Source organism: Streptomyces sp. NPDC006872 (genome assembly GCF_040635845.1).
Lineage (GTDB): Bacteria > Actinomycetota > Actinomycetes > Streptomycetales > Streptomycetaceae > Streptomyces.
The window spans coordinates 357,649-382,798 of record NZ_JBEYIL010000003.1; the positions used below are offsets into that span (position 1 = coordinate 357,649).

At 71.1% G+C, this 25,150-nt stretch carries 21 protein-coding genes and 2 pseudogenes; 11 read left to right on the forward strand and 12 right to left on the reverse strand.

Features of this window, described 5'->3' with window-relative positions:
* The first annotated feature begins 16 nt into the window (after positions 1–16).
* Together aspS and ABZ725_RS10615 are read left to right on the forward strand one after the other, a co-directional pair.
* Positions 17–1,780, forward strand: a complete 1,764-nt coding sequence (aspS, locus tag ABZ725_RS10610; RefSeq protein ID WP_358802321.1) for an aspartate--tRNA ligase — start codon at positions 17–19, stop codon at positions 1,778–1,780.
* A gap of 117 nt (positions 1,781–1,897) precedes the next feature.
* Positions 1,898–2,863: an intradiol ring-cleavage dioxygenase gene (locus tag ABZ725_RS10615; RefSeq protein WP_358802322.1), complete on the forward strand. Its 966-nt coding sequence runs from the start codon at positions 1,898–1,900 to the stop codon at positions 2,861–2,863.
* A gap of 1 nt (position 2,864) precedes the next feature.
* Here ABZ725_RS10615 and ABZ725_RS10620 read toward each other — a convergent pair whose 3' ends face one another.
* A complete protein-coding gene (locus ABZ725_RS10620) occupies positions 2,865–3,245 on the reverse strand; it encodes a hypothetical protein (protein ID WP_358802323.1) in 381 nt (126 codons plus the stop codon).
* A gap of 242 nt (positions 3,246–3,487) precedes the next feature.
* Between ABZ725_RS10620 and ABZ725_RS10625 the strand changes: the two genes are divergently transcribed.
* Both ABZ725_RS10625 and ABZ725_RS10630 read left to right on the forward strand, forming a co-directional pair.
* Entirely contained in the window at positions 3,488–3,904 is a 417-nt protein-coding gene (locus ABZ725_RS10625) for a hypothetical protein (RefSeq protein WP_358802324.1), read from the forward strand.
* A gap of 103 nt (positions 3,905–4,007) precedes the next feature.
* The gene (locus tag ABZ725_RS10630) at positions 4,008–5,036 is read left to right on the forward strand and encodes a dioxygenase (RefSeq protein WP_358802325.1); all 1,029 of its coding nucleotides are present in this window, start codon (positions 4,008–4,010) and stop codon (positions 5,034–5,036) included.
* An 87-nt stretch (positions 5,037–5,123) separates the two neighbouring features.
* Here the strand turns inward: ABZ725_RS10630 and ABZ725_RS10635 are convergent, their stop codons facing one another.
* On the reverse strand, positions 5,124–5,792 hold the full coding sequence (locus ABZ725_RS10635; RefSeq protein ID WP_358802326.1) for a hypothetical protein: 669 nt from the start codon (positions 5,790–5,792) through the stop codon (positions 5,124–5,126).
* Positions 5,793–5,988: 196 nt separating this feature from the next.
* On the opposite strand from ABZ725_RS10635, the gene ABZ725_RS10640 reads away from it, so the two are divergent.
* Genes ABZ725_RS10640 through ABZ725_RS10650 form a run of 3 tightly spaced genes read left to right on the forward strand, consistent with a single transcriptional unit; the run spans position 5,989 to position 9,256 of the window.
* Positions 5,989–6,606 carry a DUF4956 domain-containing protein gene (locus ABZ725_RS10640; protein WP_358802327.1) on the forward strand — a complete coding sequence of 206 codons (618 nt, stop codon included), beginning with the start codon at positions 5,989–5,991 and terminating at the stop codon, positions 6,604–6,606.
* Entirely contained in the window at positions 6,603–7,394 is a 792-nt protein-coding gene (locus ABZ725_RS10645; RefSeq protein WP_358802328.1) for a VTC domain-containing protein, read from the forward strand. The genes ABZ725_RS10640 and ABZ725_RS10645 overlap by 4 nt, the downstream gene beginning before the upstream one ends.
* Positions 7,391–9,256 carry a carbohydrate-binding domain-containing protein gene (locus tag ABZ725_RS10650; RefSeq protein WP_358802329.1) on the forward strand — a complete coding sequence of 622 codons (1,866 nt, stop codon included), beginning with the start codon at positions 7,391–7,393 and terminating at the stop codon, positions 9,254–9,256. The genes ABZ725_RS10645 and ABZ725_RS10650 overlap by 4 nt, the downstream gene beginning before the upstream one ends.
* 48 nt (positions 9,257–9,304) lie before the next feature.
* On the opposite strand, the gene ABZ725_RS10655 is transcribed toward ABZ725_RS10650, so the two are convergent.
* Positions 9,305–9,670 carry a PH domain-containing protein gene (locus tag ABZ725_RS10655; protein ID WP_351905804.1) on the reverse strand — a complete coding sequence of 122 codons (366 nt, stop codon included), beginning with the start codon at positions 9,668–9,670 and terminating at the stop codon, positions 9,305–9,307.
* Positions 9,671–9,867: 197 nt separating this feature from the next.
* Between ABZ725_RS10655 and ABZ725_RS10660 the strand changes: the two genes are divergently transcribed.
* Complete coding sequence (locus tag ABZ725_RS10660; protein WP_358802330.1) at positions 9,868–11,211, forward strand: polysaccharide lyase family 1 protein; 1,344 nt, start codon at positions 9,868–9,870, stop codon at positions 11,209–11,211.
* Positions 11,212–11,289: 78 nt separating this feature from the next.
* On the opposite strand, the pseudogene ABZ725_RS10665 reads toward ABZ725_RS10660, so the two are convergent.
* From ABZ725_RS10665 to ABZ725_RS10685, 5 genes and pseudogenes are all read right to left on the reverse strand, one after another.
* Positions 11,290–11,427, reverse strand: a pseudogene (locus tag ABZ725_RS10665) (Uma2 family endonuclease); the annotation flags it as partial.
* Positions 11,426–11,578, reverse strand: a pseudogene (locus tag ABZ725_RS10670) (helix-turn-helix domain-containing protein); the annotation flags it as partial. The pseudogenes ABZ725_RS10665 and ABZ725_RS10670, both read right to left, overlap by 2 nt.
* Before the next feature lie 325 nt (positions 11,579–11,903).
* Positions 11,904–12,389, reverse strand: coding sequence for a hypothetical protein (locus ABZ725_RS10675; protein ID WP_358802331.1), 486 nt, complete (start codon positions 12,387–12,389; stop codon positions 11,904–11,906).
* Between the two features lie 133 nt (positions 12,390–12,522).
* Positions 12,523–14,244, reverse strand: coding sequence for a methionine--tRNA ligase (gene metG / locus ABZ725_RS10680; protein WP_358802332.1), 1,722 nt, complete (start codon positions 14,242–14,244; stop codon positions 12,523–12,525).
* A 169-nt stretch (positions 14,245–14,413) separates the two neighbouring features.
* Complete coding sequence (locus ABZ725_RS10685; protein WP_358802333.1) at positions 14,414–16,633, reverse strand: VWA domain-containing protein; 2,220 nt, start codon at positions 16,631–16,633, stop codon at positions 14,414–14,416.
* A 266-nt stretch (positions 16,634–16,899) separates the two neighbouring features.
* On the opposite strand from ABZ725_RS10685, the gene ABZ725_RS10690 reads away from it, so the two are divergent.
* Complete coding sequence (locus ABZ725_RS10690; protein ID WP_358802334.1) at positions 16,900–18,957, forward strand: PhoX family protein; 2,058 nt, start codon at positions 16,900–16,902, stop codon at positions 18,955–18,957.
* A 129-nt stretch (positions 18,958–19,086) separates the two neighbouring features.
* Here ABZ725_RS10690 and ABZ725_RS10695 read toward each other — a convergent pair whose 3' ends face one another.
* Entirely contained in the window at positions 19,087–20,040 is a 954-nt protein-coding gene (locus tag ABZ725_RS10695) for an endonuclease/exonuclease/phosphatase family protein (protein WP_358802335.1), read from the reverse strand.
* 10 nt (positions 20,041–20,050) lie between these two features.
* Positions 20,051–20,788, reverse strand: a complete 738-nt coding sequence (locus ABZ725_RS10700; RefSeq protein WP_358802336.1) for an alpha/beta hydrolase — start codon at positions 20,786–20,788, stop codon at positions 20,051–20,053.
* Between the two features lie 92 nt (positions 20,789–20,880).
* Here ABZ725_RS10700 and ABZ725_RS10705 point away from each other — a divergent pair, with 92 nt between their 5' ends.
* Positions 20,881–22,224, forward strand: coding sequence for a PLP-dependent aminotransferase family protein (locus tag ABZ725_RS10705; RefSeq protein WP_358802337.1), 1,344 nt, complete (start codon positions 20,881–20,883; stop codon positions 22,222–22,224).
* Here the strand turns inward: ABZ725_RS10705 and ABZ725_RS10710 are convergent.
* Together ABZ725_RS10710 and ABZ725_RS10715 are read right to left on the reverse strand one after the other, a co-directional pair.
* Positions 22,121–23,041, reverse strand: a complete 921-nt coding sequence (locus ABZ725_RS10710; protein WP_358802338.1) for a hypothetical protein — start codon at positions 23,039–23,041, stop codon at positions 22,121–22,123. The genes ABZ725_RS10705 and ABZ725_RS10710 overlap by 104 nt on opposite strands.
* A gap of 225 nt (positions 23,042–23,266) precedes the next feature.
* On the reverse strand, positions 23,267–23,722 hold the full coding sequence (locus ABZ725_RS10715) for a hypothetical protein (protein ID WP_358802339.1): 456 nt from the start codon (positions 23,720–23,722) through the stop codon (positions 23,267–23,269).
* 134 nt (positions 23,723–23,856) lie between these two features.
* On the opposite strand from ABZ725_RS10715, the gene ABZ725_RS10720 reads away from it, so the two are divergent.
* Complete coding sequence (locus ABZ725_RS10720) at positions 23,857–25,113, forward strand: PP2C family protein-serine/threonine phosphatase (protein ID WP_358802340.1); 1,257 nt, start codon at positions 23,857–23,859, stop codon at positions 25,111–25,113.
* Positions 25,114–25,150: the final 37 nt, after the last annotated feature.

Below are 25,150 nucleotides of genomic sequence, written 5' to 3' on the forward strand. Positions count from 1 at the left end.
GACTGGATGAACGACGATGCATCGGTACAGGTCCCACACCTGCGGCGAGCTCCGCGCCTCTGACGTCGGCACCGACGTCCGGCTGAGCGGCTGGCTGCACAATCGGCGCGACCTGGGCGGCATCCTCTTCATCGATCTGCGCGATCACTACGGCATCACGCAGCTCGTCGCCCGTCCGGGCACGCCCGCGTACGAGGCTCTCGACAAGCTGACCAAGGAGTCGACGGTCCGCGTCGACGGCAAGGTCGTTTCACGTGGAACCGAGAACGTGAACGCGGACCTGTCGACCGGCGAGATCGAGGTGGAGGTCGGCGAGGTCGAGCTGCTCGGCGCGGCCGCTCCGCTGCCCTTCACGATCAACGCCGAGGACGGGGTCAACGAGGAGCGGCGCCTGGAGTACCGCTTCCTGGACCTGCGCCGCGAGCGCATGCACCGCAACATCCTGCTGCGGACGTCGGTCATCTCGGCGATCCGCCACAAGATGACGGCGCTGGGCTTCAACGAGATGGCCACGCCGATCCTGTCGGCCACGTCTCCCGAGGGCGCGCGGGACTTCGTCGTGCCGTCCCGGCTGAACCCGGGCCGGTTCTACGCCCTCCCCCAGGCTCCGCAGCAGTTCAAGCAGCTGCTGATGATCTCGGGCTTCGACCGCTACTTCCAGATCGCCCCCTGCTTCCGTGACGAGGACGCGCGCGCGGACCGTTCGCCGGGCGAGTTCTACCAGCTCGACGTCGAGATGAGCTTCGTCGAGCAGGAGGACGTCTTCCAGCCGATCGAGAAGCTCATGACGGAGCTGTTCGAGGAGTTCGGCGGCGGCCGCCATGTCACCTCTCCCTTCCCGCGGATCCCGTTCCGCGAGTCGATGCTGAAGTACGGCTCCGACAAGCCGGACCTGCGGGCCCAGCTGGAGCTCGTCGACATCACCGACATCTTCGAGGGCTCGGAGTTCAAGGCCTTCGCCGGCAAGCATGTGCGTGCCCTGCCGGTGCCGGACGTCTCCGCGCAGCCGCGGAAGTTCTTCGACCAGCTGGGCGACTTCGCGGTCTCGCAGGGCGCGAAGGGTCTGGCCTGGGTCCGGGTCGCCGAGGACGGTTCCCTGACCGGCCCGATCGCGAAGTTCCTCACCGAGGAGAACGTCGCCGAGCTGACCAAGCGCCTCTCGCTGGCCGCCGGTCACGCGGTGTTCTTCGGCGCGGGCGAGTTCGACGAGGTCTCGAAGATCATGGGCGCGGTGCGGGTCGAGGCCGCCAAGCGCGCCGGGCACTTCGAGGAGGGCGTCTTCCGCTTCTGCTGGATCGTCGACTTCCCGATGTACGAGAAGGACGAGGAGACCGGGAAGATCGACTTCTCGCACAACCCGTTCTCGATGCCGCAGGGCGGTCTGGAGGCCCTGGAGACCCAGGACCCGCTGGACATCCTCGGCTGGCAGTACGACATCGTCTGCAACGGAGTCGAGCTGTCCTCCGGCGCGATCCGGAACCATGAGCCCGAGATCATGCTCAAGGCGTTCGAGATCGCCGGCTACGACCGTGAGACCGTCGAGGACAAGTTCGCCGGCATGCTGCGCGCCTTCCGCTTCGGCGCCCCGCCGCACGGCGGCATCGCCCCCGGCGTCGACCGCATCGTGATGCTCCTCGCCGACGAGCCGAACATCCGCGAGACCATCGCCTTCCCGCTCAACGGCAACGCCCAGGACCTGATGATGGGCGCGCCGACGGAGCTGGAGGAGGCCCGGCTGAGGGAGCTGCACCTCTCGGTGCGCAAGCCGCAGCCGAAGTAGTACGCCCATGGATGTGGCCCGGAACCGACGTCGGTTCCGGGCCACATTCGTTTTCCACGGGAAATGACAGCTCTTCCTTATGCTCCTGACAGGTTTCGTCCCTAGCGTCCGGGCCTCATGACGGGAACTCAGAAACCACACAGTGAACAGGACTTAACGCGTCGCAAGGTCGTGGCCGTGGGCGCGGGCGGTATCGCCGCGGCGGGTCTCGGCGGCACCGCGTTCGCTGCCGACGCGCTCGGCAAGGACGGCCGCGGCGGCCGAGGCGACCGGGGCACGCCGCCGGTCGAGGACGGCGTCTGCTACCGGCTCACCACCGAGACCACCGAGGGCCCCTACTACATCGACGCCGACAAGCTCCGGCGCGATGTCACCGAGGACCGCGAGGGCATTCCGCTGTCCCTCGCCCTGAAGGTGATCGACTCGGAGAGCTGCAAGCCGGTCCGGAACGCGGCCGTCGACATCTGGCACTGCGACGCGGCGGGCGTGTACTCGGGCTACGAGGACATGGGCAACGGCGGCGGCGGAGGCGGCGGCCCCGCGCCGACCGGCGAGCCCCCGACCGACGCGCCCACCGGCGCACCCACGGGCGCGCCCCCCGGAGGCGGCCACGCGGAGCCCACGGACGACACCCGCTATCTGCGCGGCACCTGGCGCACGGACCGGCACGGCCAGGTCACCTTCCGGACGGTGTTCCCCGGCTGGTACCGCGGCCGTACCGTGCACATCCACGTCAAGGTGCATGTGAACGGCGAGTGGACCGACGCCGGTTACGAGGGCGGGAACACCTGCCACACCGGTCAGTTCTTCTTCGACGAGGAGTCCGTGCTCGCCTCCGCGGTGGTGGAGCCTTACGTGAGCAACACCGCCGAGCGCACGACCCTCACCGAGGACACGATCTACGACCAGAGCGGCGTCCAGGGCGGTCTGCTGAAGCTGCGTTACGACAAGCGGGACATCACGAAGGGCGTCCGCGGGTCGATCACGGTCGGCGTGGACCCGGACGCGACGGAGGACGGCCAGGACACCCCGCCGGCGCCCAGCGCATCGGCGTCGGCATCCCCGTCGGCCTCGGCCTCGTAGCTCAGCCGGGGGTCGCCGGCACCTCCGCGATCACCTCCGCCGGCACCTCGCGCACCGCCCCCGCCACCCGCTCCGGCGCGTATGCCGTACGCGTCCGGGCGCTGTGGCGGCGGGCGGTGCGTACGCGGGCGGTGCGTACGCGGGCGCGTGTCCGGGTGGACGAGATCCGCCACGGGGACGCGGGAACGTACAGTCCCGACCGGGGCAGCCGCGCCGGGTCCGGCACGTGGTCGGCCCGCCCGCACACGATCGGCCGGGCGAGCCGGGGGATCGTCTCGGCCTCGTACCACTGCGAGATGCCCTCGGCGGCGTCGGTGCCGACGATGAGGAACAGCTCGACGGCAGGCGGATCGAAGGTTCCGCCCATGATGCCGATCCGCATGCCGGCGCACCCCCCGATGCGTCCGCTGCCTCAACACGCCCTGCTCACCCGTGGTTTGACGGCAGGTCATCCCACGTCTGCGACGGGTGTCGTCCCCACCTGGAGACCTCACCGGAAGCGCACAGGAATCCCGGGGTACGCCCACAGCGGCCTGTCGTCTCATAGGGGAAGAGGGCAGACAAAGGGCCGACAAGCATCGACATGGGTCGACGGGGTCGGCGGGGCAAGGGAGGAAGCCGGCGATGGGATCGATGGGATCCACGGGGTTCATGATCACGCTTTCGGTGCTGCTGATCGTCGGCGCGGTGGTGGGGGTGGTGGCTCAGCGGCGCGCCCAGCGCAGCCGTCGTCCGTCCGACCTGGACGCGGAGGCGGAGGCGAACCACTGGCTCGTCCGCCTGGGCGGCGGCCTGGTCCCCCCGGACGTGCGGGCCTGGGCGCGGGCGGACGAGACGGCGGGCCAGGCGCTGACCAGCGCGGCGCAGTGCCATCGTGCGGCGCGAGCCCAGCTGGCGCAGGCCCGCACGGCAGCGGAGTACGCGGAGGTGACACGGGTGGCGAAGGAGGGCCTGGACCATCTCCGGACGGCGCGCGCGGCACTGGGACCTGACCCGGAATTCAGTAAGGCAAGGCTTGCCTTGGCGGATTCAATATCATGAGTCGGCTGAAAACGGGCCCCCGTCCGAAGCCTTTTTGCCTGGCCATGGAATTCCACAGGCCTTTCCCACGGGTTTGACAGGGCCGCCTCCTAGTTTCGCGCTCATGACGGGAAACATCGAGAACAACGACAACGAGCAGAGCGTCGCGGACGACCAGCAAGGCCCCAAGCACAAGCGTGATCTGACCCGCCGCAAGGTCGTCGTCGCCGGTGCCGGTGCGGCTGTCGCCGTCGGTGCGGGCGGTGCGCTCGCCGCCGGCGCCTTCGCCGGGGAGAAGAAGGCAGCGGGCAAGCCCGCCAAGGCCTCGGCCAGCGCCGGTGAGTGCTACAAGCTCACCTCCGAGACCACCGAGGGCCCGTACTACATCGACGCGGACAAGCTCCGCCAGGACATCACCGAGGACAAGGAGGGCATCCCGCTCACCCTCGCCCTCAAGGTGATCGACTCCGAGACCTGCAAGCCCATCGCGAACGCCGCCGTCGACGTCTGGCACTGCGACGCGCTCGGCATCTACTCCGGCTACGAGAGCCTGTCCACCGGCGGCGGTGGCGGCACCGCGCCGACCGACGCGCCCTCCGGCACGCCGACCGATGTCCCCTCCGGCACCCCCACCGGTGAGCCGCCGGCCGGCGGTGGCGGCGGTGGCGGCGGGCACGAGGAGCCCACCGACGACGAGCGCTACCTGCGCGGCACCTGGAAGACCGACAAGCACGGCCTGGTCACCTTCAAGACGATCTTCCCGGGCTGGTACCGCGGCCGCACCGTGCACATCCACACCAAGGTGCACGTGAACGGCGAGTGGACCGACGCCGGTTACGAGGGCGGGAACACCTGCCACACCGGTCAGTTCTTCTTCGACGAGGAGTCCGTGCTCCTCTCGGCCACGGTGGAGCCGTACTCCACCAGCACCACCGAGCGCACGACCCTCACCGAGGACACGATCTACGACCAGAGCGGTGTCCAGGGCGGTCTGCTCAAGCTGAAGTACAACAAGAAGAACATCGCCAAGGGCGTCATCGGGTCGATCACCATGGGCGTCGAGCCCGACGCGACCCACGACGGCACCGACGACGCCGCCCAGCCGAGCGCGTCCAGCACGGAGTCCGCGACGGCTTCGGCCTCGGCCAGCTGAATCGGCAGGCTGAATCTGGCGGCTGAATCGCCTGGCTGAATCTGCCGGCTGAGCCGCTCAGCTGATTCGCGGCAGGGGGCGTCCCGGTCACTCGTCCGGTGACGCCCCCTCCTCCAGCAGTCGTTCCGCGATGTCCGTCGACCAGGACTGGGCCCACGCCCGCAGGTCGACGATGTCGGGCTCCGTCAGGCCGTACCGCGTGAACGCCGTGTCCGGGTAGTGGTCCGTGCCCTCCAGCCTGGTCTGCAGCGTGGGCAGATCGAACGCGTCCAGCGCGTGCCGACGGGCCAGTTCCTCCAGGTCCGGGTGGCTGAAGCGGGCCGCCGCGGCCCGGGCGTCGATCAGGTCCACCGCCAGACCGCGGTCGTACAGCGCCCGGATCTTCGTGCCCACAGCGTCCGGCAGAGACAGCGTCTCGCCGTAGACCGTCGGCACGGGCGGGCTCCACAGGGTCTCCTTGTGGAGGGCGAGGTGCAGCGCGATGTCCGTCTCCGGGTCCAGGACGGTCAGCCGCGCCGACAGCGGGTCCGTGTCCTGAACGGTCGTCCCGCGACCCCGGCCCGTCAGCTCTTCTCCCAGTGTCCGGGCGATCTCCGCCATCGGCTCGGCGCTCTCCGTCGCCAGGTCCACGTTCGCGTGCGGGCGTCGGAGCAGGCCGTGGGCTTCCAGGGCGTAGCCGCCGGCCAGCGAGAACGGGGCGGACGGCACGCCGAAGACGTCCACGAGGAGGCGCAGGTGCTGCTCGATGAGGTCCACCGGGCAGTCGTAGCAGACCGGGCGGCCGTACGGTCCGCAACGCCACGGGCGCGCGTCGCCGTCCGGCGAGGATCCACCAACTCCCAAGACTCTCCCCGGACTCCCTCAAGACTCCCTCCGTACTTTCTCTGTACTTCTCAAAGTCGCTTAAGGAATCTCCAAGGCGGGGCACAGGAAGCTCTCCCATCGTCGTGTCATGAGCACCCAATCGGTCCTCGTGGTCACGGACCTCGTCGCCATCTCCGTCCTGGCCTTCGGCGTGTACTTCCCCCGCCACCACCGCCGGGACATGATCACCGCGTTCCTCGGCATCAACGTCGGCGTGCTCGCCGTGGCGATGACCCTGAGCTCCGCCTCGGTGGGCATCGGGCTGGGGATGGGCCTGTTCGGGGTGTTGTCGATCATTCGGCTGCGGTCCTACGAGATCGCGCAGCACGAGATCGCCTACTACTTCTCGGCGCTGGCCATCGGCCTGCTCAACGGCATCCCCGAGGAGGCGACGGCGCTGCCCGTCTCCCTCACGGTGCTGATCGTCGGCACGCTGTTCGTCGCCGACCACCCCCGCCTCTTCGCCCGGCACCGCTCGCGCAGCCTGCGTCTCGACTCCGCGTACACCGACGAGGACGCCCTGCGCGCACACCTCGAAGTACTGCTGGGCGGGCGGGTGGTGAACCTGTCGGTGAAGAGCATCGACCTCGTCAACGACATCACCCAGGTCGAGGTCAGATACGTGCTGCCGGGCAAGGCGCGGGCTGCCGCCCCCTCGGCCGACGAACCCGTGCGGCGGCCCGGGGTCCCCGGGGTGCGGGCGTGACCGCGCTCGACTCCCTCGGCGCGGCCGTCGGCGCCCTGCGACCCGTCGGACTCGACGAACTCGTCGCACAGGCCGAGCTGTTGACCCGCCTGGACCGCAAGTACGTACTCCCCCTCGCCGACCTGCCGTTCGTGCTCGGCGGGCTCGACACGGACGTACGGGTCCTGGAGATCGACGGGGAGCGGGACTTCGGGTATCGCTCCCGCTACTTCGACACCCCGCAGCTCGACGCCTACCTGGGCGCGGCGCGCGGCCGCCGGCGCCGCTTCAAGGTGCGGATCCGCAGCTACCTCGACTCCGGGCTCGACTTCCTGGAGGTTAAGACCCGCGGCCCGCGCGGAACGACCGTCAAACAGCGGATCCCGTACGAGGGCGACGACCGCGGTCTCGACGGCGCCGACCGCGCCTTCGTCGACGCCGTCCTCGCCTCGGCCGGCATCGACTCCCGCGGCTTCCGCCTCCGGCCCGCGCTGACCACGACGTACCGGCGCACGACCCTGCTGCTGCCCGACGACGGCAGCCGAGTGACCGTCGACACCGGGCTGCTCTGGGCCCTGCCGGACGGATCCCGGGCGCTGGGCGCCGCCGACCGGGCCGTCGTCGAGACGAAGGCCGGGCGGGCCGGATCCGGCGCCGACCGACTGCTGTGGTCGCTCGGGCACCGGCCCTGCACGGTCTCCAAGTACGGCACCGGCCTCGCCGCGCTGCGTCCCGAACTCCCCGCCCACCGCTGGCTGCCGGTCCTGCGGCGCCACTTCCCCACCGCCCTCGACGGGAGCCCCGGATGAGCATCAGAACAACGGTTCGGCGGAAGTCGGCCGCCGGCCTCGCCTCCGCCGCCCTGGCCTGCGCCGCGCTCGTCGGCTGCTCGTCGGGCGGCTCCGAGGAGGCCGACGCCGGTTCCGGCGCGTCCGCGTCGAGCTCGGCGGGCGTCGCCGTCGACGGTACGCAGAGCGCCGCCGCCGTTCTCGCCGCGAACAAGAAGGCCCACGACGTCGACGGCGTCGCCGATGTATCGGGCGCCGTGGACATCACGCTCGCCGGCGACTCGGCCACCGTCGACGGCGCGGGCGCCAAGGCCGACGGCTCCACGGTGACCATCACCGCCGCCGGCGTCTACCGGCTCAGCGGCACGCTCACCGACGGGCGGATCGTCGTCGACGCCCCCGACGCGACGGTGAAGCTGCTTCTCGACGGGGCGAAGATCTCCAGCTCCAGTGGTGCGGCCGTCGCGGCCACCGCGGTGGACGAGCTCGTCGTCGTCCTCGCCGACGGCAGTGCGAACACCCTCTCCGACGCCGACTCCTACGCCGACGACGCCGATGTCAACGCCGCCCTGTTCAGCGCCGGCGACCTGACGCTCGCGGGCGCCGGCACGCTCACCGTGCGCGGAAACGGCGCCGACGGGATCGCGAGCAAGGACGGGCTGGTCATCGCCTCCGGGACGGTGCGGGTCACCGCCGCCGACGACGGCGTCCGGGGCAAGGACTACCTGGTCGTCCAGGGCGGCACGCTCACCGTCGACGCGGGCGGCGACGGGCTCAAGGCCGACAACGAGGACGACGCGGACTCCGGATACGTGTCCGTGACGGGCGGCGCGGTCGACGTCACCGCCAAGGGCGACGGCGTCGACGCGGCCACCGACCTCGTCGTCTCCGGCGGCCGGCTGACCGTCGGCAGCGGGGGCGGGAGCGGTGCCGAGCCCTCCGACGACGTCTCGGCGAAGGGGCTGAAGGCCGGCGTCATCGGCGTCCTGGCGGGCGGGACGATCGCGGTGGACGCCGCCGACGACGCCGTGCACAGCGACGGCGCCGTCCACTTCGCCGGGGCCACGGTGTCGGCCGCGAGCGGCGACGACGGGGTGCACGCCGAGGGCGACCTCGTCATCGACAAGGGCACGGTGAAGGTCACGAAGGCGCAAGAGGGCCTGGAGGGCGCCGACATCGTCATGAGCGGCGGCGCGGTCTCGCTCGTCGCCAGCGACGACGGCATCAACGCGTCCGGCAGCAGCGGGAGTTCCCAGGAAGGCGGGGGTGGCGGACCGGGTGGCGGGGGCGGCGGTGAGAACGTCGGCGCGTTCAAGCTGACGGTCAGCGGCGGCACCCTGCTCGTCGACTCCGAGGGCGACGGCCTCGACTCCAACGGCACCGCCGAGATCACCGGCGGCACGGTCGTCGTCAACGGCCCCCAGCGGGGCGGCAACGGCGCGCTCGACGTCAACGGGGCTTTCACGATCAGCGGCGGCACCCTGCTCGCCGCCGGCAGTTCGAGCATGGTCGTCGCCCCCGACGAGGACTCGGCGCAGGGCTGGCTGTCGGCGACCCTCGACTCCTCCGTCCCGGCGGGCACGACCCTGCACGTGGTCGACGCCGACGGCAAGGTCGTGGCCACGTACGTCACGTCCAAGCAGATCGAGAACGTCGTCTTCTCGTCGTCCGCGATCAAGTCCGGGAAGGAGTACCGGATCTACTCCGGAGGATCGGCGCCGACCGGTGCCGACGGCGCCGACGGCACGGGCGGCCTCGCGGCGAAGCCGGGCACGCTCGGCTCGGCGCAGCAGATCGGGACGGCGACGGCCGGCCAGGCCCCGGAGGGCGGCGGGTTCGGCGGGGGCGGCGGCGGTGGCGGTCCGGGCGGAGGCCGCCAGTGACACCGGCGGCCCCCGCCCTTCACGGACCGGCGCTACTGCGCTACTGCGCTACTTCGCCACGAACTGCGTGAGGATCGCCTGCACCTCGTAGATGTCCACGCCCTTGGTGAACGTCTTCTCGATCGGCACGGACGAGCCGGAGACCCAGATCTTCAGCTCCGCGTCGAGGTCGAAGGTGCCGGCGGTCTCCACCGCGAAGTGGGTGATGCTGCGGTACGGGATGGAGTGGTACTCCGTCTTCTTGCCGGTGATCCCCTGCTTGTCGACGAGGATCAGCCGACGGTCCGTGAACATGATGGTGTCCCGGATCAGCAGGAAGGCGGCCTGGACCTGCTCACCCTGCCCCAGCAGCCGCGCGTAGTCCTGCTGGGCCTGCGCCGGGTCGATCGGATGCGCGTTCCCGAAAAGTGCCATGGAAGTCCCCCAAGTTCGTCCCCATGGGCGGCGTTTGCCCCCCTCGCGGCACCTTAAGGGGCAGGTGAGGGAATCGTGAAGGCGTTTGAGCGGGTGACGCACGGGTCGGCGGAAAAAATTCTTGACGGGCGGCAACTCTTCACACGGCGGCGACCACTGACAGGACGTAAGCCCGCTCCTCCCCGTAAGGATCCCCCGTGGCAGCTACCTCCCACCGCCGGTCCCTCCGCTCGCGCCGCGCCCTCGTGATCACCGCCGCCGCCGTGGCCGCGGGCGTCGGCGCCGGCGTCGTCGTGATGAACGCGAACGCCGGGACCGTCGACCTGTACCACCAGACGCTCGCCGCGAAGGACGGCTGGGCCTCCTCCGGCACGGGCACGACCGGTGGCGCCAAGGCCGACGCCGCACACACCTTCACCGTCTCCACCCGCGCCCAGCTCGTGAAGGCGCTGGGCTCCGCGTCCGACACCACGCCCCGGATCATCAAGGTCAAGGGCACCATCGACGCCAACACCGACGACGCGGGCAAGAAGCTGACCTGCGCGAACTACGCGTCGGGCACGGGCTACTCGCTCTCGGCCTATCTGAAGGCGTACGACCCGGCCTCCTACGGCACCTCCAAGCTGCCCTCCGGCACCCAGGAGAAGGCGCGCGCCGCCGCGCAGACCAAGCAGGCGAAGAACATCGTCTTCAAGGTGCCCGCCAACACGAGCATCGTGGGCGTGCCGGGCACGGCCGCCGGGATCTCCGGCGGCATGCTCCAGATCCAGAGCGTGGACAACGTCGTCGTCCGCAACCTGACCTTCGGCGCCACCGAGGACTGCTTCCCGCAGTGGGACCCGACCGACGGCGACGACGGCAACTGGAACTCCAACTACGACTCCGTCACCCTGCGCGGCGCGACCCACGTGTGGGCCGACCACAACACGTTCACCGACGCGCCCCACCTGGACAGCGCCAACCCCAAGTACTACGGCCGCGAGTACCAGATCCACGACGGCGCCCTGGACATCACCAAGAGCTCGGACCTGGTGACGGTGTCCCGCAACCAGTTCACCAACCACGACAAGACGATGCTGATCGGAAGCAGCGACAGCGAGCCGGCCGGCAAGCTGCGCGTGTCCATCCACCACAACATCTGGAAGGGCATCGTCCAGCGCGCCCCGCTGGCCCGCGTCGGCCAGGTGCACATCTACAACAACTACTACGACGTCACGACCCTCAACGGCTACGCGACGCAGTACAGCATCAACTCGCGCGCCAAGGCCCAGGTCATCGCCGAGAACAACTACTGGAAGGTGCCGACCGGCGGCAAGGTCGCCAAGCTCCTCAGCGGCGACGGAACCGGCTCGGTCAAGGGCTCCGGCAACGTCGTCAACGGCACGGTCACGGACGTCGTCGCAGCGTACAACGCCGCCTCGTCGAAGGACCTGAAGACGACGGTCAACTGGACCCCGACCCTCACGACGGGCCTGGAGACATCGGCAAAGAACCTGCCGACCTCACTGGCCACGACCACGGGCGCGGGCGTCCTGCAGTAACCCCAAAATCGCGCGAGGGCCGGGAGACCACGAGCCCCCGGCCCTCGCGTCCCCGGCGGAAGCCTGCCCGAACAGGATTCACTCGCCCGCCCCGCCTCCGTAGCGCGGCAGGTTCTGGGTCGAGATCGTCCAGTCGGCGATGGTGACGTCCTCGCCGTAGACGAAGTCCTTGCGGGTGGCGTAGCGGGGGCCGTCGGGGGTGGAGTGGATATCGGTGCTGGGCGAGGTGGTTGCCGATCACCGTGAAGCGGGTGGTGTGGCGGGCGTTGTCGTGGACGACGCCGGAATGAGGACCCCTGTGGGGGTGGTTTTTGCCCGGGATACGGGACTGGGGGCGCTGGGGCGCGCTAGGGTTTTCGGTATCCATCAGGAAGCTCTTCTCTTCCTCGGTGGTCAGGCCCTCGCATTGGGATTGCAGTCCCGGCGGGGGCCGTCGCATGTTCTGCCGCATGTCTGCGGTGCTGCTCTGTCGCGCTGAGCGTAAGGCAGGCAACCCCTCCCGAATCCAGCCGAGTTGGGCATATTCACTCGGGCGAGTGAGTTTGCGCCGCGGGCGGGAGGGGTGGGGCTTGGTGGGGTTATTTCTCCCCGTGGTTCTTAGAAAAGACCGCCGGTCGCACCGGAGCACGGTTCCTCATGCTCCGGTGACCGACGGCTCGGTTCGGCCCGGACGAGGGTTCCCGTGTGGGCGATCAGGTGTCGTACGTGCCGTTCCAGGGGGCGCCGAAGGCGAGGCGGTCGGGGTAGAGCTCTGCCCAGTCTTCGTCTTCGGTTTCGTCGTCCTTGCGGATCACCAGGCCGAACAGGACGTTCTCGTAGGTGAGTTGGAAGGGGCGGACGGCGATGTCCGTGTAGGAGCGGCGGGGCAGGCTGCGCAGCAGGGTCGCCAGGCGGACCCGGGCGCGGGTGAGGACCGAGTCGTCGCCGTGCGGGTTGCGCTGCTGCTCGGCCCAGGTTCCGGCGCACCAGATGTCCGAGTCGCGGTAGTGGCCCGCGGCGTCGAAGGTGTGCAGCACGGTGTAGAGGCGTTTGTGCTCTTCCCAGCCGTCGTCGAGACGGAAGCCCTGGGGGAAGGCGTACGTGACCGACGCGAGGAACTGGCCGTCCGCGTACCGTCCGATGGACTCGGTGCGGTGCTTCGGCTCATAGGCGATCGGAATGACCTCGGGGACTGCCATGGCGGAAACCATACGGCTTGGCGAGAACATGCCGAAGCCGGGGGAAGACCTTCGTCTTTTCCTCTACATCTTCTCCGTCTTCGTTTTTCCCTTCCCCGCCAGGTTCTTCCCTGGCGGGGCTTGCCGGGAGACGTCAGCCCTCGGTGCCGCCGAAGCGCTCCTTGTATGCCTCCAGGTCCTCGTCCGTGAGCTTGGCGAAGAGGACCGGGGGGACGGTGAAGGGGGTGCCTGCGGGGACGGCGGTCAGGGCTCGGGCCTCGTCCGCCGTGATCCAGGTCGCCGTGTCGTCCGGCAGGGCGAAGGCCTCGCGCATGGTCTTCGCCGTCGACGGGATGAACGGCTCCGAGACCACCGCGTAGAGGTGGATCAGGTTCATCGCCGTGCGCAGGGTGAGGGCCGCGGCGTCCTTGTCCGTCTTGATCTCCAGCCAGGGGGCCTTCTCCTCCAGATAGGAGTTGCCGGCCGACCACAGGGCGCGCAGGGCGGCCGCCGCCTTGCGGAACTGGAGGGACTCCATCTGGGACTCGTACTCCGCGAGGAGCTCGGCGATCTGCTCGCCCAGCTTCGCCTCCGCCTCGCCGGGCGCGTCGCCCGCCGGGACCTCGTCGCCGAAGCGCTTCTTGGAGAAGGACAGGACGCGGTTGACGAAGTTGCCCAGGGTGTCGGCGAGGTCCTTGTTGACCGTGGCCGTGAAGTGCTCCCAGGTGAACGAGGAGTCGTCCGACTCGGGGGCGTTGGCGATGAGGAAGTAGCGCCAGTAGTCCGCCGGGAGGATGTCCAGGGCCTGGTCGGTGAAGACGCCGCGCTTCTGGGACGTGGAGAACTTGCCGCCGTAGTACGTCAGCCAGTTGAAGGCCTTGACGTAGTCGACCTTCTTCCACGGCTCGCGGACGCCGAGCTCGGTGGCCGGGAACATCACCGTGTGGAACGGGACGTTGTCCTTCGCCATGAACTCCGTGTAGCGGACGGTGTCGTCCGCCTCGTACCACCAGGACTTCCAGTCCCTGGTCTCACCGGCGGGCGCCGCGTCCGACCATTCCTTCGTCGCCGCGATGTACTCGATCGGGGCGTCGAACCACACGTAGAAGACCTTGCCGTCCGCCGCCAGCTCCGGCCAGGTGTCGGCCGGCACCGGGACGCCCCAGTCCAGGTCACGGGTGATGGCGCGGTCGTGCAGGCCCTCGGTCAGCCACTTGCGGGCGATGGAGGAGGCCAGCTGCGGCCAGTCCGCCTCGTGCCGGGCGACCCACTCCTCGACCTCGTGCTGGAGCTTCGACTGGAGGAGGAAGAGGTGCTTGGTCTCGCGGACCTCGAGCTCCGTCGATCCCGAGATCGCCGAGCGGGGGTTGATCAGGTCCGTGGGGTCCAGGACGCGGGTGCAGTTCTCGCACTGGTCGCCGCGGGCCTTGTCGTAGCCGCAGTGCGGGCAGGTGCCCTCCACATAGCGGTCCGGGAGGAAACGGCCGTCGGCGGGCGAGTACACCTGGCGGATGGCGCGCTCTTCGATGAAGCCGTTCTCGTTCAGGCGGCGGGCGAAGTGCTGCGTGATCTCCACGTTCTGGGCGGAGGAGCTGCGACCGAAGTAGTCGAACGCGAGTGCGAATCCATCGTAGACGGCCTTCTGCGCGTCGTGCGCCTGCGCGCAGAACTCGGCGACCGGGAGCCCCTGCTCCTTGGCCGCGAGTTCGGCCGGCGTGCCGTGCTCGTCCGTCGCGCAGATGTAGAGGACGTCGTGGCCGCGCTGGCGGAGGTACCGGGAGTACACGTCCGCCGGGAGCATGGACCCCACCATGTTGCCCAGGTGCTTGATTCCGTTGATGTACGGAAGGGCGCTGGTGATGAGGTGTCGAGCCATCGGAGGCTGCTCCCAGTCGGTTGTTGCGGCGGTTGTCGCGGCCGTTTTTGCGTCGGTCGTTCTTATGAGCCTTGAACTTGAAATCGTAGCCGACATGGGTGGGCCGCCCGCCTCCCGTTTTACGGGGTGGGAGACGGGCGGCCGATTGGTGATCTTCAGGGCTACGGGGCTACGGGCGCCAGTTCGCCAGGATGCCCTCGTAGACCTCCGTGTCCGTGAGCTCGCGCGGGGTCTCGCCGGCGAGGAAGTGGGTCGTGTTGGCCAGCTTCAGCTTGCGGAGGTAGTCGAACGCCTTGTTCTCCGGGTCACCGAAGGCGACGAAGGAGAAGAACACCGCGGGGTGGGCCTTCGCGGCGTCCGTGAGGGCCTGGGTGGCGGGGGTCTTCGCGTCCGGGGCGCCGTCGGTCTGGAAGACGACCAGGGCGGGGGTGCCGGGGGCTTCCTTCTGGTGCTGGGTGAGGACGTCCTCGACGGCGGCGTGGTAGCTGGTGCGGCCCATGCGGCCGAGCCCTGCGTGCAGGTCGTCGATCTTGTTCTCGTGGTCGGCGAGGGTGAGTTCGCCGGTGCCGTCCACCTCCGTGGAGAAGAAGGTGACGTGGACCTTCGTCTTCTCCGGGCCCTCGGGGTCGAGGTGGGCGGCGAGGGCGAGGGTCTGCTCGGCGAGGGCCTGGGCGGAGCCGTCCTTGTAGTACGGACGCATGGACGCTGAGCGGTCGAGCACGAGGTAGAGCTTGGCTCGGGCGTCGGTGAGGTGGGTTTTGGCGAGGGTTGCTGCTGCGGCTTCGTAGGCGGTGGCGAGGCCGGGGGGGAGGTCAGGGGTGTTGCCCGCCACCTCCGCCTCGGCTCCGCCCTCGGCGGCAGTGTTCCCACCCGCACCACCCGTGACGCTTTCGTCGTCGGGTGCGGGTGGCCCCTGTGGTGCGTCCCCGCCATCGGCGACCGCGGCGACGGGGGTGGGGACGGAGGCGGGTGCGGCCTCCGCATCGGCCTCGGGCTCCGCCGCCTCGGCGACGGCGGTCGCGACCGGCTCGGCCTCGGCCTCGGCGGCCGGCGCGGGAACGGGCTCCGCCTCTGCCTCCTCGGCGACGGCAGCCACGACCGGCTCGGCCTCGGGCTTCGCCTCGGCGGCAGCAGGCTCGGGCTCCGGGGACACTTCCGCCTCGGCGGCCGGTTCCTCGGTGACCGGAACCGCGACCGGCTCGGGCTCCGGGTCCGGCTCAGGGGCGACCTCGGCCTCGGCCTCGGGCTCGGCGGCTGCTGTGGCCTCCGGAGCGGCCTCGGCCTCGGGCTCGGACGCCGGCTCCGCCGTCGCCGCGACCGGCTCGGTCTCGGTCTCGGCGACCTCGGCGACGGGCTCGGCGACCGGCGTGGCTTCCGCCTCGGGCTCGGCGACCTCGGTCACCGTTTCGGACGTGGGCTCCTCGGACGCCGCCGCCTCTGCGGTCGCCTCCGGCGTGGCTTCCGCCTCGGGCTCGGCGACCTCGGTCACCGTTTCGGACGTGGGCTCCTCGGACGCCGCCGCCTCTGCGGTCGCCTCCGGGGCGGCTTCCGCCTCGGGCTCCTCGGCCTCGGCGACCTCGGTCACCGGTTCCGACGCGGGCTCCTCGGCCTCGGCCTCGGCCTCGGCCTCGGCCACAGCCACAGGCTCGGCCTCCGCCTCGGCGTCAGCCGTCGGCGCCTCGGCCTGGGCCTCCGCTGCCGGCTCCTCAGCCGGCTCCTCAGCCGTCGGCTCAGCCTCAGCCTCGGGGGCCGCCGTCGGCGTCACCTCCGCCTCGGCTTCCGCCTCAGCCGTCGGCGTCACCTCGGCCTCAGCCTCAGGGGCCGCCTCAGCCTCGGGGGCCGCCTCGGCGTCAGCCGTAGCCTCCTCCGCGGTCGTCACCTCGGTCTCAGCCTCGGCGTCCGGCACAGCCGCGTCCGCAACCGCGTCCGCAGCCTCAGCCGGATCCGCAGCGGGCTCCACATCCGCGTCCGCAGCCGGCTCCACAGCCGCAGCCGTGTCCGCAGCCGCAGCCCCGTCCGCATCCGCGTCCACAGCCACAGCCACAGCCACAGGCTGATCGTTTGTTCCTGTCTGGTCCTCCGACCTCGTCGGCTTCGGGACCGACACGTTGTCGAAGGCTGCCGCGACGAGGTCGTGTTCGTCGTCGGTCGACGGGCGGGGTTCGGGGACCTGGGCGGTCGGGGTGGGCTTCGGGGTGGGTTCGGGGGACGGGGACGGGACCGTCGGTTCCGGCTTCGGCGCCGGAGTGGGCGCGGTCGCCTCGTGGTCCCGCTCCTCAGGGGCGGCGGTTCGTTCCTGCGAAGGAACCTGTTCCGCACCCTCTGCCTCGGCGGGACGCCCCTTGCGGGACCTGCCGAACGCGTTCCGCAGGAGAGTGAGAATGCCCATATGCGCAACCCTTCGCATGAGTTGATGCCCGTAAATCCCTGGCCAGGACGGACACGTAAGGTTAGCGGCCCTGGGTGGTGATCTTGGGCAGGGGTGAGTGTGGGGAATCCAGGTGTGTCAATACCGCCTCCCCGCCGCCTCCGCGCAAGTCCAACACCCTTGTGGATGCCTGGGATTCACCCTTCGTTCATGCTGCGGCAGCGCCTCCGCACATACGTGCCCCTACCGTCACGCTCACACCAAGGGCATGCAAGGGGAGATTAAAGGTGCGCAAGCTTCTGCCGTTGATCGGAACGCCGTCCCAGTCCCATCCCGGCGGTCGCTCCGCCATGACCTGCCGTTTCCGGTGTGGTGACGCCTGTTTCCACGAGGTGCCCAACACCAGCGACAACGAGTACGTCGGTGACGTCATCGCGGGGGCCATCGGCCGCCGGACGATGATGCGCGCCGCCGCCGTCGTGACCGTCGCGGCCGCTGCCGGGACCGCCGGTGCGCTGCCGGTCGCCGCCGCGCAGGCCTCCAAGAAACCCGGCGGCGCAGGCAGCGCGGCCCGCGGGCTGCGCTACAGCTCCGTCGCTCCGAACACCCTCGACGCCGTCACCGTCCCGGACGGGTACGGGCAGAACGTCGTCATCCGCTGGGGCGAGCCCATTCTGCGCGGTGCTCCCGCCTTCGACCCGGAGAACCAGACCGCCGCCGCGCAGGCCGGTCAGTTCGGGTACAACAACGACTTCCTGGCGCTGCTGCCCCTCCCGGGCGAGTGCGACCGGCAGCTGCTCGTCGCCAACCACGAGTACACCGACGAGATCCTCATGTTCCGCGGCTACGACGCCGCCAACCCGACCCGGCAGCAGGTCGAGGTCGCCTGGGCGGCCCATGGGCTGGCCGCTGTCGTCGTGGAGGAGGACCGCAGGACCGGGAAGCTGACCGCCGTCCCCCGGCATCACCTCAACCGGCGGGTCACCGCCACCACCGAGTTCCGGCTCACCGGGCCCGCCGCCGGGTCCGACCTGCTCAAGACCTCCGTCGACCCGACCGGTCGCAAGGTCTTCGGCACGCTCAACAACTGCTCCGGCGGGACGACCCCCTGGGGCACCACGCTCCACGGCGAGGAGAACTTCAACCAGTACTTCGCCAACAGCAGCCGGGCCACCGACAAGCGTTATGGGATCGGGACCGGGGCCACCGAGCGCAAGTGGGAGAGGTTCGACAAGCGGTTCGACGTCGCCCAGGAGCCCAACGAGGTCCACCGGTTCGGCTATGTCGTCGAATTCGATCCTTACGACCCGACCTCGACGCCCCGCAAGCACACCGCTCTCGGGCGGTTCAAGCACGAGGCCGCGACCGTGCGGATGACCGCGGACGGGCGGCCGGTCGTCTACTCCGGCGACGACGAGCGGTTCGACTACTTCTACAAGTTCGTCGGCAGCAAGCGTATGAAGAAGGGGTCGAGCCGGGCCGTGCGCGAGCACAACCTGTCGCTGCTCGACGAGGGCACCCTGTACGTCGCCAAGCTGACCGGCGACTCCCCCGCCATCGAGATCGACGGCACCGGCAAGCTGCCCGCCGACGGCGAGTTCGACGGCAGCGGCCAGTGGATCCCGATCGCCACCGCCACCGCCGAGGGCGCCGTCTCGCACGTCGAGGGCATGACCGCGGAAGAGGTCTTCGTCTTCACGCGGCTGGCCGGCGACAAGGTGGGCGCCACCAAGATGGACCGGCCCGAGGACATCGAGCCGTCGCCCGTCAGCGGCAAGGTGTACATCGCGCTGACCAACAACACCAACCGCGGCGTCGGCTCGAACGCCAAGGCCGACGAGGCCAACCCGCGCAACGCCAACAAGCACGGGCACGTCCTGGAGCTGACCGAGGCGCGCAACCGTCCCGAGAGCACGGCCTTCGCCTGGTCGCTGTTCCTCGTCGCCGGTGACCCCGACGACCCGGCGACCTACTTCGCGGGCTTCCCGAAGGACGACGTCAGCCCGATCTCCTGCCCGGACAACGTGGCCTTCGACCCGTACGGCAACCTGTGGATCTCCACCGACGGCTCCCAGCTCGGCTCGCACGACGGGCTCTTCGGCGTGGCCACCACCGGTCCGCGGCGCGGTGAGCTCAAGCAGTTCCTGACCGTCCCGAAGGGCGCGGAGACCTGCGGTCCGCTCATCCAGGACCGTCGGGTCCTCGTCGCCGTGCAGCACCCGGGCGAGATCGACGGCGCGACCGTCGACAAGCCGGCCAGCGCCTGGCCGGACGGCGCGGGCAAGTACGTCCGCCCGGCCGTCGTGGCCGTCTGGCGGAAGGACGGCCAGGACATCGGTCGCTAGGCGCTCCGCTGGAAGTGCCGCGATCTGCCGCGATGCGCCGTCGTTCTGCTGCGGCGCCGTCGTGGCTGGTCGCGCCCGCGCGGCGGAGCCGCAAATGTGAGCGCCCCGCGCCCCTTCGGGGCGCTGCCGTCAGGCCTGGTGCAGGGTGAGGGTCACCAGCAGCGCGCGGTGGTCGGTGCCGTCGAGGCGGAGAAAGCGGGCGTCGCTCGCCGCGAACTGCTTCGAGACGAGGACGTGGTCGATCTGCGCGCCGAAGGCGGGCGTGGTGCTGCTCGGCCAGCTGGGCTCGCGGTCCTCGCCGGCCAGGCGGGCCGCGTCGCGCAGCCCGGTGTCGAGGATGCGGCGGAAGACGGCGTGGTCCTGGGAGGCGTTGAAGTCGCCGGCGAGGATGAGCGGGCCGTCCCGGTGGGCGGCGGCGAAGTCGCGCAGTCGCCCCAGCTCCCGCTGCCACACGGTCACCTGGCCGGGCAGCGGCGGCTTGGGATGCGCGAGCTGGAGCCGTACGGCCACTCCGTCGACGTCGGCGACCGCTCCCGGCATCCCCATCTCGCCGGGCACGCCCTCCGCCGCCGTCAACGGATACCGGCTGACGACGACCGAGCCGACGGAGCTGTCCCCGGGCACGGCCTGCCGGTAGGGGTATGCGTCCCCGAGCTGTTTCCGTACGGCCGCCTGGCAGGTGTACTCGCACTCCTGTACGAACACGAGGTCCGGTTTCTCGCGCCGGACCACCGGGATCAGGGCGTCGGTCGCCCATCCGAACTCGACGTTCGACGTCAGCACCCGCAGCCGGGCCAGCGCCGGGCCCCCGGGTTCGTCACCGGTCCCGTACGGCTCGACGAACCAGGCGAGCAGCCCGAGCACGACGACTCCCCACAGCAGCCCGGTCCACCAGCGGGCCAGCATCGTGACGAGGATCCCGGCCCCGGTGGGCACGATCAGCCACGGCAGAAACGCCAGCAGCTGCGGCACGGGCGTGACGCCGTCGGCGTCGGCGACCCGACACCCGACGACCGCACTCACCCCGGCCAGCAGCAGCCCCGCACACCAGGCGCCGAGGAGCCGCACGCGTGTCGAACGCATCCCGGCCAGGCTACGCCTCGACCTTCGCCAGGAAGTTCTCCAGCACCTCGTTGAACTCCGCCGCCCGCTCCAGGTTCGGCAGGTGGGCCGCGCGGGCGACGACATGGAGTTCGGCGTCGGGGAGCGCCGTGTGCATCGCCGCCGCGTCCGACACCGGGGTGTACTCGTCGTCCTCGCCGACCACGACCAGCGCGGGGACCGTGACCTGTGTCAACAGGGGCCGGTAGTCGGGGCGTTCGGCCCGGCCGCGCAGGGCCGCCGCCGCGCCCTCGGGGGAGGTGGCCGTCATCATGCGGTGGACGTGCGCCTTGACGGCCGGGTCGGCGTAGGGGGCGACCATCTTTTCCAGGACCTCGTCGGCGTAGCCGGCCATGCCCTCCGCGAGCAGCCGGTCGGCCATGGCGTTGCGGGCCAGCCGGCCGCCGGGGGTCTCCGGCTCGGCGAAGGTGTCGGCGAGGACCAGGCCCCGGACGCGGTCGCCGAGCCGCGCGTAGCACTCCATCGCGATCTGGCCGCCCATCGACAGACCGGCCAGCACGAAGGTCTCCACCTTCAGCTCGTCCAGCAGCGACTCGATGTCCTGCGCGAAGTCGGAGAGCAGTGTGATGCCCGGGACCGCCGGGGAGGTTCCGTAGCCGCGCAGGTCCGGGGCGATCACCCGGCGGGTGGGCGAGAACGCCTCGATCTGAGGGGTCCACATCGTGTGGTCGAAGGGGTGGCCGTGGACGAGTACAAGGGGAAGCGCCATGTGATCGACAGTAGGGCGGCCGAAATCCTCGGTGCAATAAGATCTTTGCCCTCGGTGCAATCCCAGCAATCCCAGAAAGAAGGGGGGCGGGAGTGGGTGACTTCCGGTCCATCGCCGACCGCATCGCCGAAGACATCGCCGTCGGGCGGCTCCGCCCCGGTCAACGGCTGCCTCCGCAGCGGTGGTTCGCGCGCCGGCATCGCATCGCGCCCTCGACCGCCGGGCGGGTCTACGGCGAACTCGTACGGCGCGGGCTGGTGGTGGGGGAGGTCGGCCGGGGCACCTTCGTGCGGGCCGCGCCGGGCGGGGCGCAGGGGCGCGCGCTCATCGAGTCGGCCACCGCCGCGCCCGTCAACCTGGAGCTCAACTACCCGGCCGTGCCGGGCCAGTCCGAGCTGCTCGCGCCCTCCCTCGCGCCGCTGCTGCGGGCCGACGCGTTGACGGAGGCGATGCGTCCGGGCGCCGCCGACGGGACCGCGGCGGCCCGCGAGGCCGCCGCCGACCTCCTGGCTCTCCCCGACTGGCGGCCGGAGCCCTCCCGGCTCCTCTTCGCCGGCAACGCCCGTCAGGCCATCGCCGCCGCTCTCGCCTCCCTGGTCCGGCCGGGCGGCCGGGTCGGGGTGGAGGAGCTGACGTATCCGCTGGTCAAGGAGATCGCCGGGCGGTTGGGGCTGGTGCTCGTGCCGCTCCCCGGCGACGCGGAAGGCGTGCGGCCGGACGCGCTCGCCGCCGTCCACCGCGCCGCTCCGCTCTCCGCCCTCTACCTCCAGCCGACCCTGCACAACCCGACGGCGGCGACCATGAGCGAGCGGCGGCGGAACGAACTCGGGCGGCTGGTCGTCGAGTCGGGGCTGCCCGTCGTCGAGGACCGCATCTGGTCGTTCCTCCACCCGGACGCCGTTCCGCTCGCCGTCCACGCCCCCGGGCTCACCCATGTCGTCGACGGACTGTCCAAGCGGGTCGCGCCCGGGCTGACCGTCGGGTTTCTCGTCGTGCCCGAGCAGCGGGTGGAGGCGGTGGGGGCCGCGGTGCGGTCCGGGGGGTGGAGCGCGGGGCGGTTCGCGGTGGAGGCGGCCGTGCGGTGGACGGGCGACGGGGTGGTGCGCCGGCTCGTCGAGGAGAAGCGGGCGGACGTCGCCCGACGGCAGGCGATCCTCGCCGAGCACCTCGCGGGGTTCACCGTACGGACCGATCCGCGCGCCTATTTCGCCTGGTGGGAGCTGCCCGCGCCATGGCGGGCGGACACCTTCACGGCCGCGGCCGCCGCGCACGGCATCGCCGTCACCCCGGGTACCGCCTTCGCCGTCGACCCGCATCGCACGCCGGACGCGGTCAGGCTCGGACTCGCGTCGGCTCCGCCTCCGGAGCTTGCGCGGGCGCTGCGGACGCTCGCCGGCGTCGCAGCAGCCGGACCGCCGGAGAGCCGGGCCGGCTGAGCCAGGTCGCCGCCGCCATCGTCAGGCCCAGCGCGAGCAGCAGCCAGGAGGCCGTGCGCAGGGTGGCGGTGAGGGCGTCGTAGACGGCGCCCGCGGCCGGGCGGTGGGCCGGGTCGGGGAGGTCGGCGAGGGTCAGCCGGCGGCCGACGGCGACCGCGAGGCCCAGGAACGCGCCGCCCAGGGCCGTGCCGAGGGCGGTCGCGGTGATCGCCCGGCGACGGCAGGCCGCGACCGCGATACCGGCCACCGCGAACACGACGGCCGTCAGGGGAAGCCAGAAACCGGCTACGTCCAGCACGCGATAGCCCTTCCGGAGTGCGGTCAGGTCGTCGGAGGGGAGCAGCGCCACGCGCGTGTGCTCGACGGGGATGCGTTCGGCGAACGGCACGTGATCGACCGTCAGTTGGCGTCTGAGCGGAGCGGTGACGGTCGCCAGGTCCACGGTGACCGGCTCGTCGGCGCGGCCCTCGCGGCTGTCGCGGCCGTCATCGCGGAGCGCGTGCATGACCGCCGTGTGCGCCGCCTCGTTGCCCGCGTCCCACGCGCTGCGGTAGGCGCGGGTCGCGGTGAACGAGCGGACCGCCTCCCGCAGGAAGACCGGGTTCAGCCCGGACTCGCGTGCCACACCGTCACCCACCGTGTCCGCGACGGCGTCCCGCACGGCCGGGTCGGAGGCGAGCGGCGCCATCGTGGTCACATAGCCGCGGGTGTCGGTCAGGCCGTACGCCGCCCAGGCCGCGAGCGCGCCGAACGGCGTGAACAGGCAGGACAGCGCGATGAGGGCGGCCGAGAGAGCGGTCCGCAGGCTTCGGGACACGCCTCAAGGCAACGGGGTCGGGGCGGTGAGCGCGAGCCCATCGCGGCCGTACGGGTGGCGCACCGTGACATGTTCCGGTGGAGGGTTCGCCCGAACGGGTGTTTCCTGGTTCTGGGGGACAGACCTCGTCGGACGGCTGGGAGAGGATCCCGGTCGGCCGGTGAGTGGAGGGATGAGGGAACGCATGGGCCCCGGCGTACCACGCCGGGGCCCATGTGGCGGGAGTCAGCGGATGCGGTGTCCTTCCGCGTCCTCGTGCGTGTAGTAGCGGTAGAAGAGTGTGGCCATGGTGACGGCCGAGACCGCCAGCGCCATGCCCGTGGAGCGCAGGACGGACGCGCCGGTCTGGCTGTACAGGAAGCCGAAGGCGCAGCCGGCGAAGGCCGTCCACAGCAAGGCGTGCACTTCGCGCCGCATGTGGGGGGCCAGGGCGTGGATGCCCAGGTACAGCGCCGCGAACGCGAACGCGCTCACGAAGCCGAGCAGGACGTTCCAGCCGGTGATCGGGCCGCCGGAGCGGTTGTTGGCCGCGACCCAGTAGCCGTAGACGAGCCCCAGTACCACGGCCGTCGACGCCTGGGCGTTGCGGTGGAACCGTTCGCTGAAGACGTTGGGTGTCCGCGGCCGTGCGAACGGGTTCCGCTCGGCCGGTACTCCCGACGTGGGCACCGCATGAGACATGGGAGCACTCCTCTCTCCTCGCCCCGCCTCCCTCCAGGGCACACCTGGGGCGGGGCGCTGGCAAGTCGGTGGCCGGGGCCGTGCGGGACGGGTTCCCGGATGCGGGCGGTCCCGGCCCGTGTTTCGCTCGTCTCATGGACCGCCGTCCGCGGGCCCGGCGCCGGGACGTCCTGCAACGTCACCAGTTGCTCCAGATCAAGGGCCGCAGCATCACCTGGCTGGTGCCGCTGCTCGTGCTCGTCGTCATCACCTACGCCGACTTCAACAGCACCGGCGAGTTCCGGATCGTCTCGTGGTGCGTGTTCGTCGCCGCCATCGCCTCCGCGCTGTGCGGGGTCTGGACGACGGCGCTCTTCGCGGCGCTCGCCCTCGTCGCCTACGCCACCAGCGACGCCGCCTGGCCCTCCGAGTACCGGGAGGGCCCCGCCGACTTCGTCCTGGTCCTCGTCGGCGGTCTGCTGTCCGTGCTGGCCGCGTCGGTCCGGGTGCGCGCCGAGCGGCGGATGCTGCACATGATGGACATCGCCGAGACGACCCGCCGTACGGTGCTGCGCCCGCTGCCGCCGGGCTGGGGCGGCCTCGACCACGCGGCGGTCTACCTCGCCGCCGACGCCGACGCCCGGATGGGCGGCGACTTCTACGACATCCAGCCCGGCCCGCACGGCACCCGTGTCCTCCTCGGCGATGTGCAGGGCAAGGGGCTGGGCGCGGTGGAGACGGCGGCCGCGCTGCTGGGCACGTTCCGCGAGGCCGCGTACCACGAGGCGGACCTGGGCGTCGTCGCCGCGCGGCTGGAGACCCGGATGCGACGGCATCGGCAGCACACGGTGGCGCTCGGGCGGGCGGACGGCGACCGGTTCGCGACGGCCGTGCTCATCGCCTTCCCGGTGCGGGAGGAGGCCGCGAAGGGAGCCGTCGCGAGGACCGAGGACGCCGAGGACGCCGAGGACGCCGAGGACGCCGAGGACATCGAAAACACCGACGACACCGACGACATCGAAGACATCGAGATCGTCGGGTTCGGGCATGAGCCGGTGCTCGCGGTCGGCGGGGCGGCGGGCGCCGTACGGGCGCTGCCGCAGGGCGACCGGCTTCCGCTCGGGCTCGGTGAGCTCGTCGTCGGGCAGGCCGGGCCGCCGCAGGTCCTGCGGGTGACCGTCGCCGCGGGCGCGACGCTGCTGTTGGTCACCGACGGGGTGACCGAGGCACGCGACCGCGCCGGGGAGTTCTACCCGCTGGCCGAGGAGGTCGCGGCGGCCCTCGCCCGCGATCCGCACGACGCCGAACCGGGCCGTCTGGTCGCCTTCGTGCGGGACGGCACGCTGCGCCACTGCGGGGGGCGCCTCGACGACGACACGACCGTTTTCGCCGTACGGCGTCTGCAGGCCTGAGACCTCCCTTTGCAGCAGCAGCGGTTACCGTGCTGAC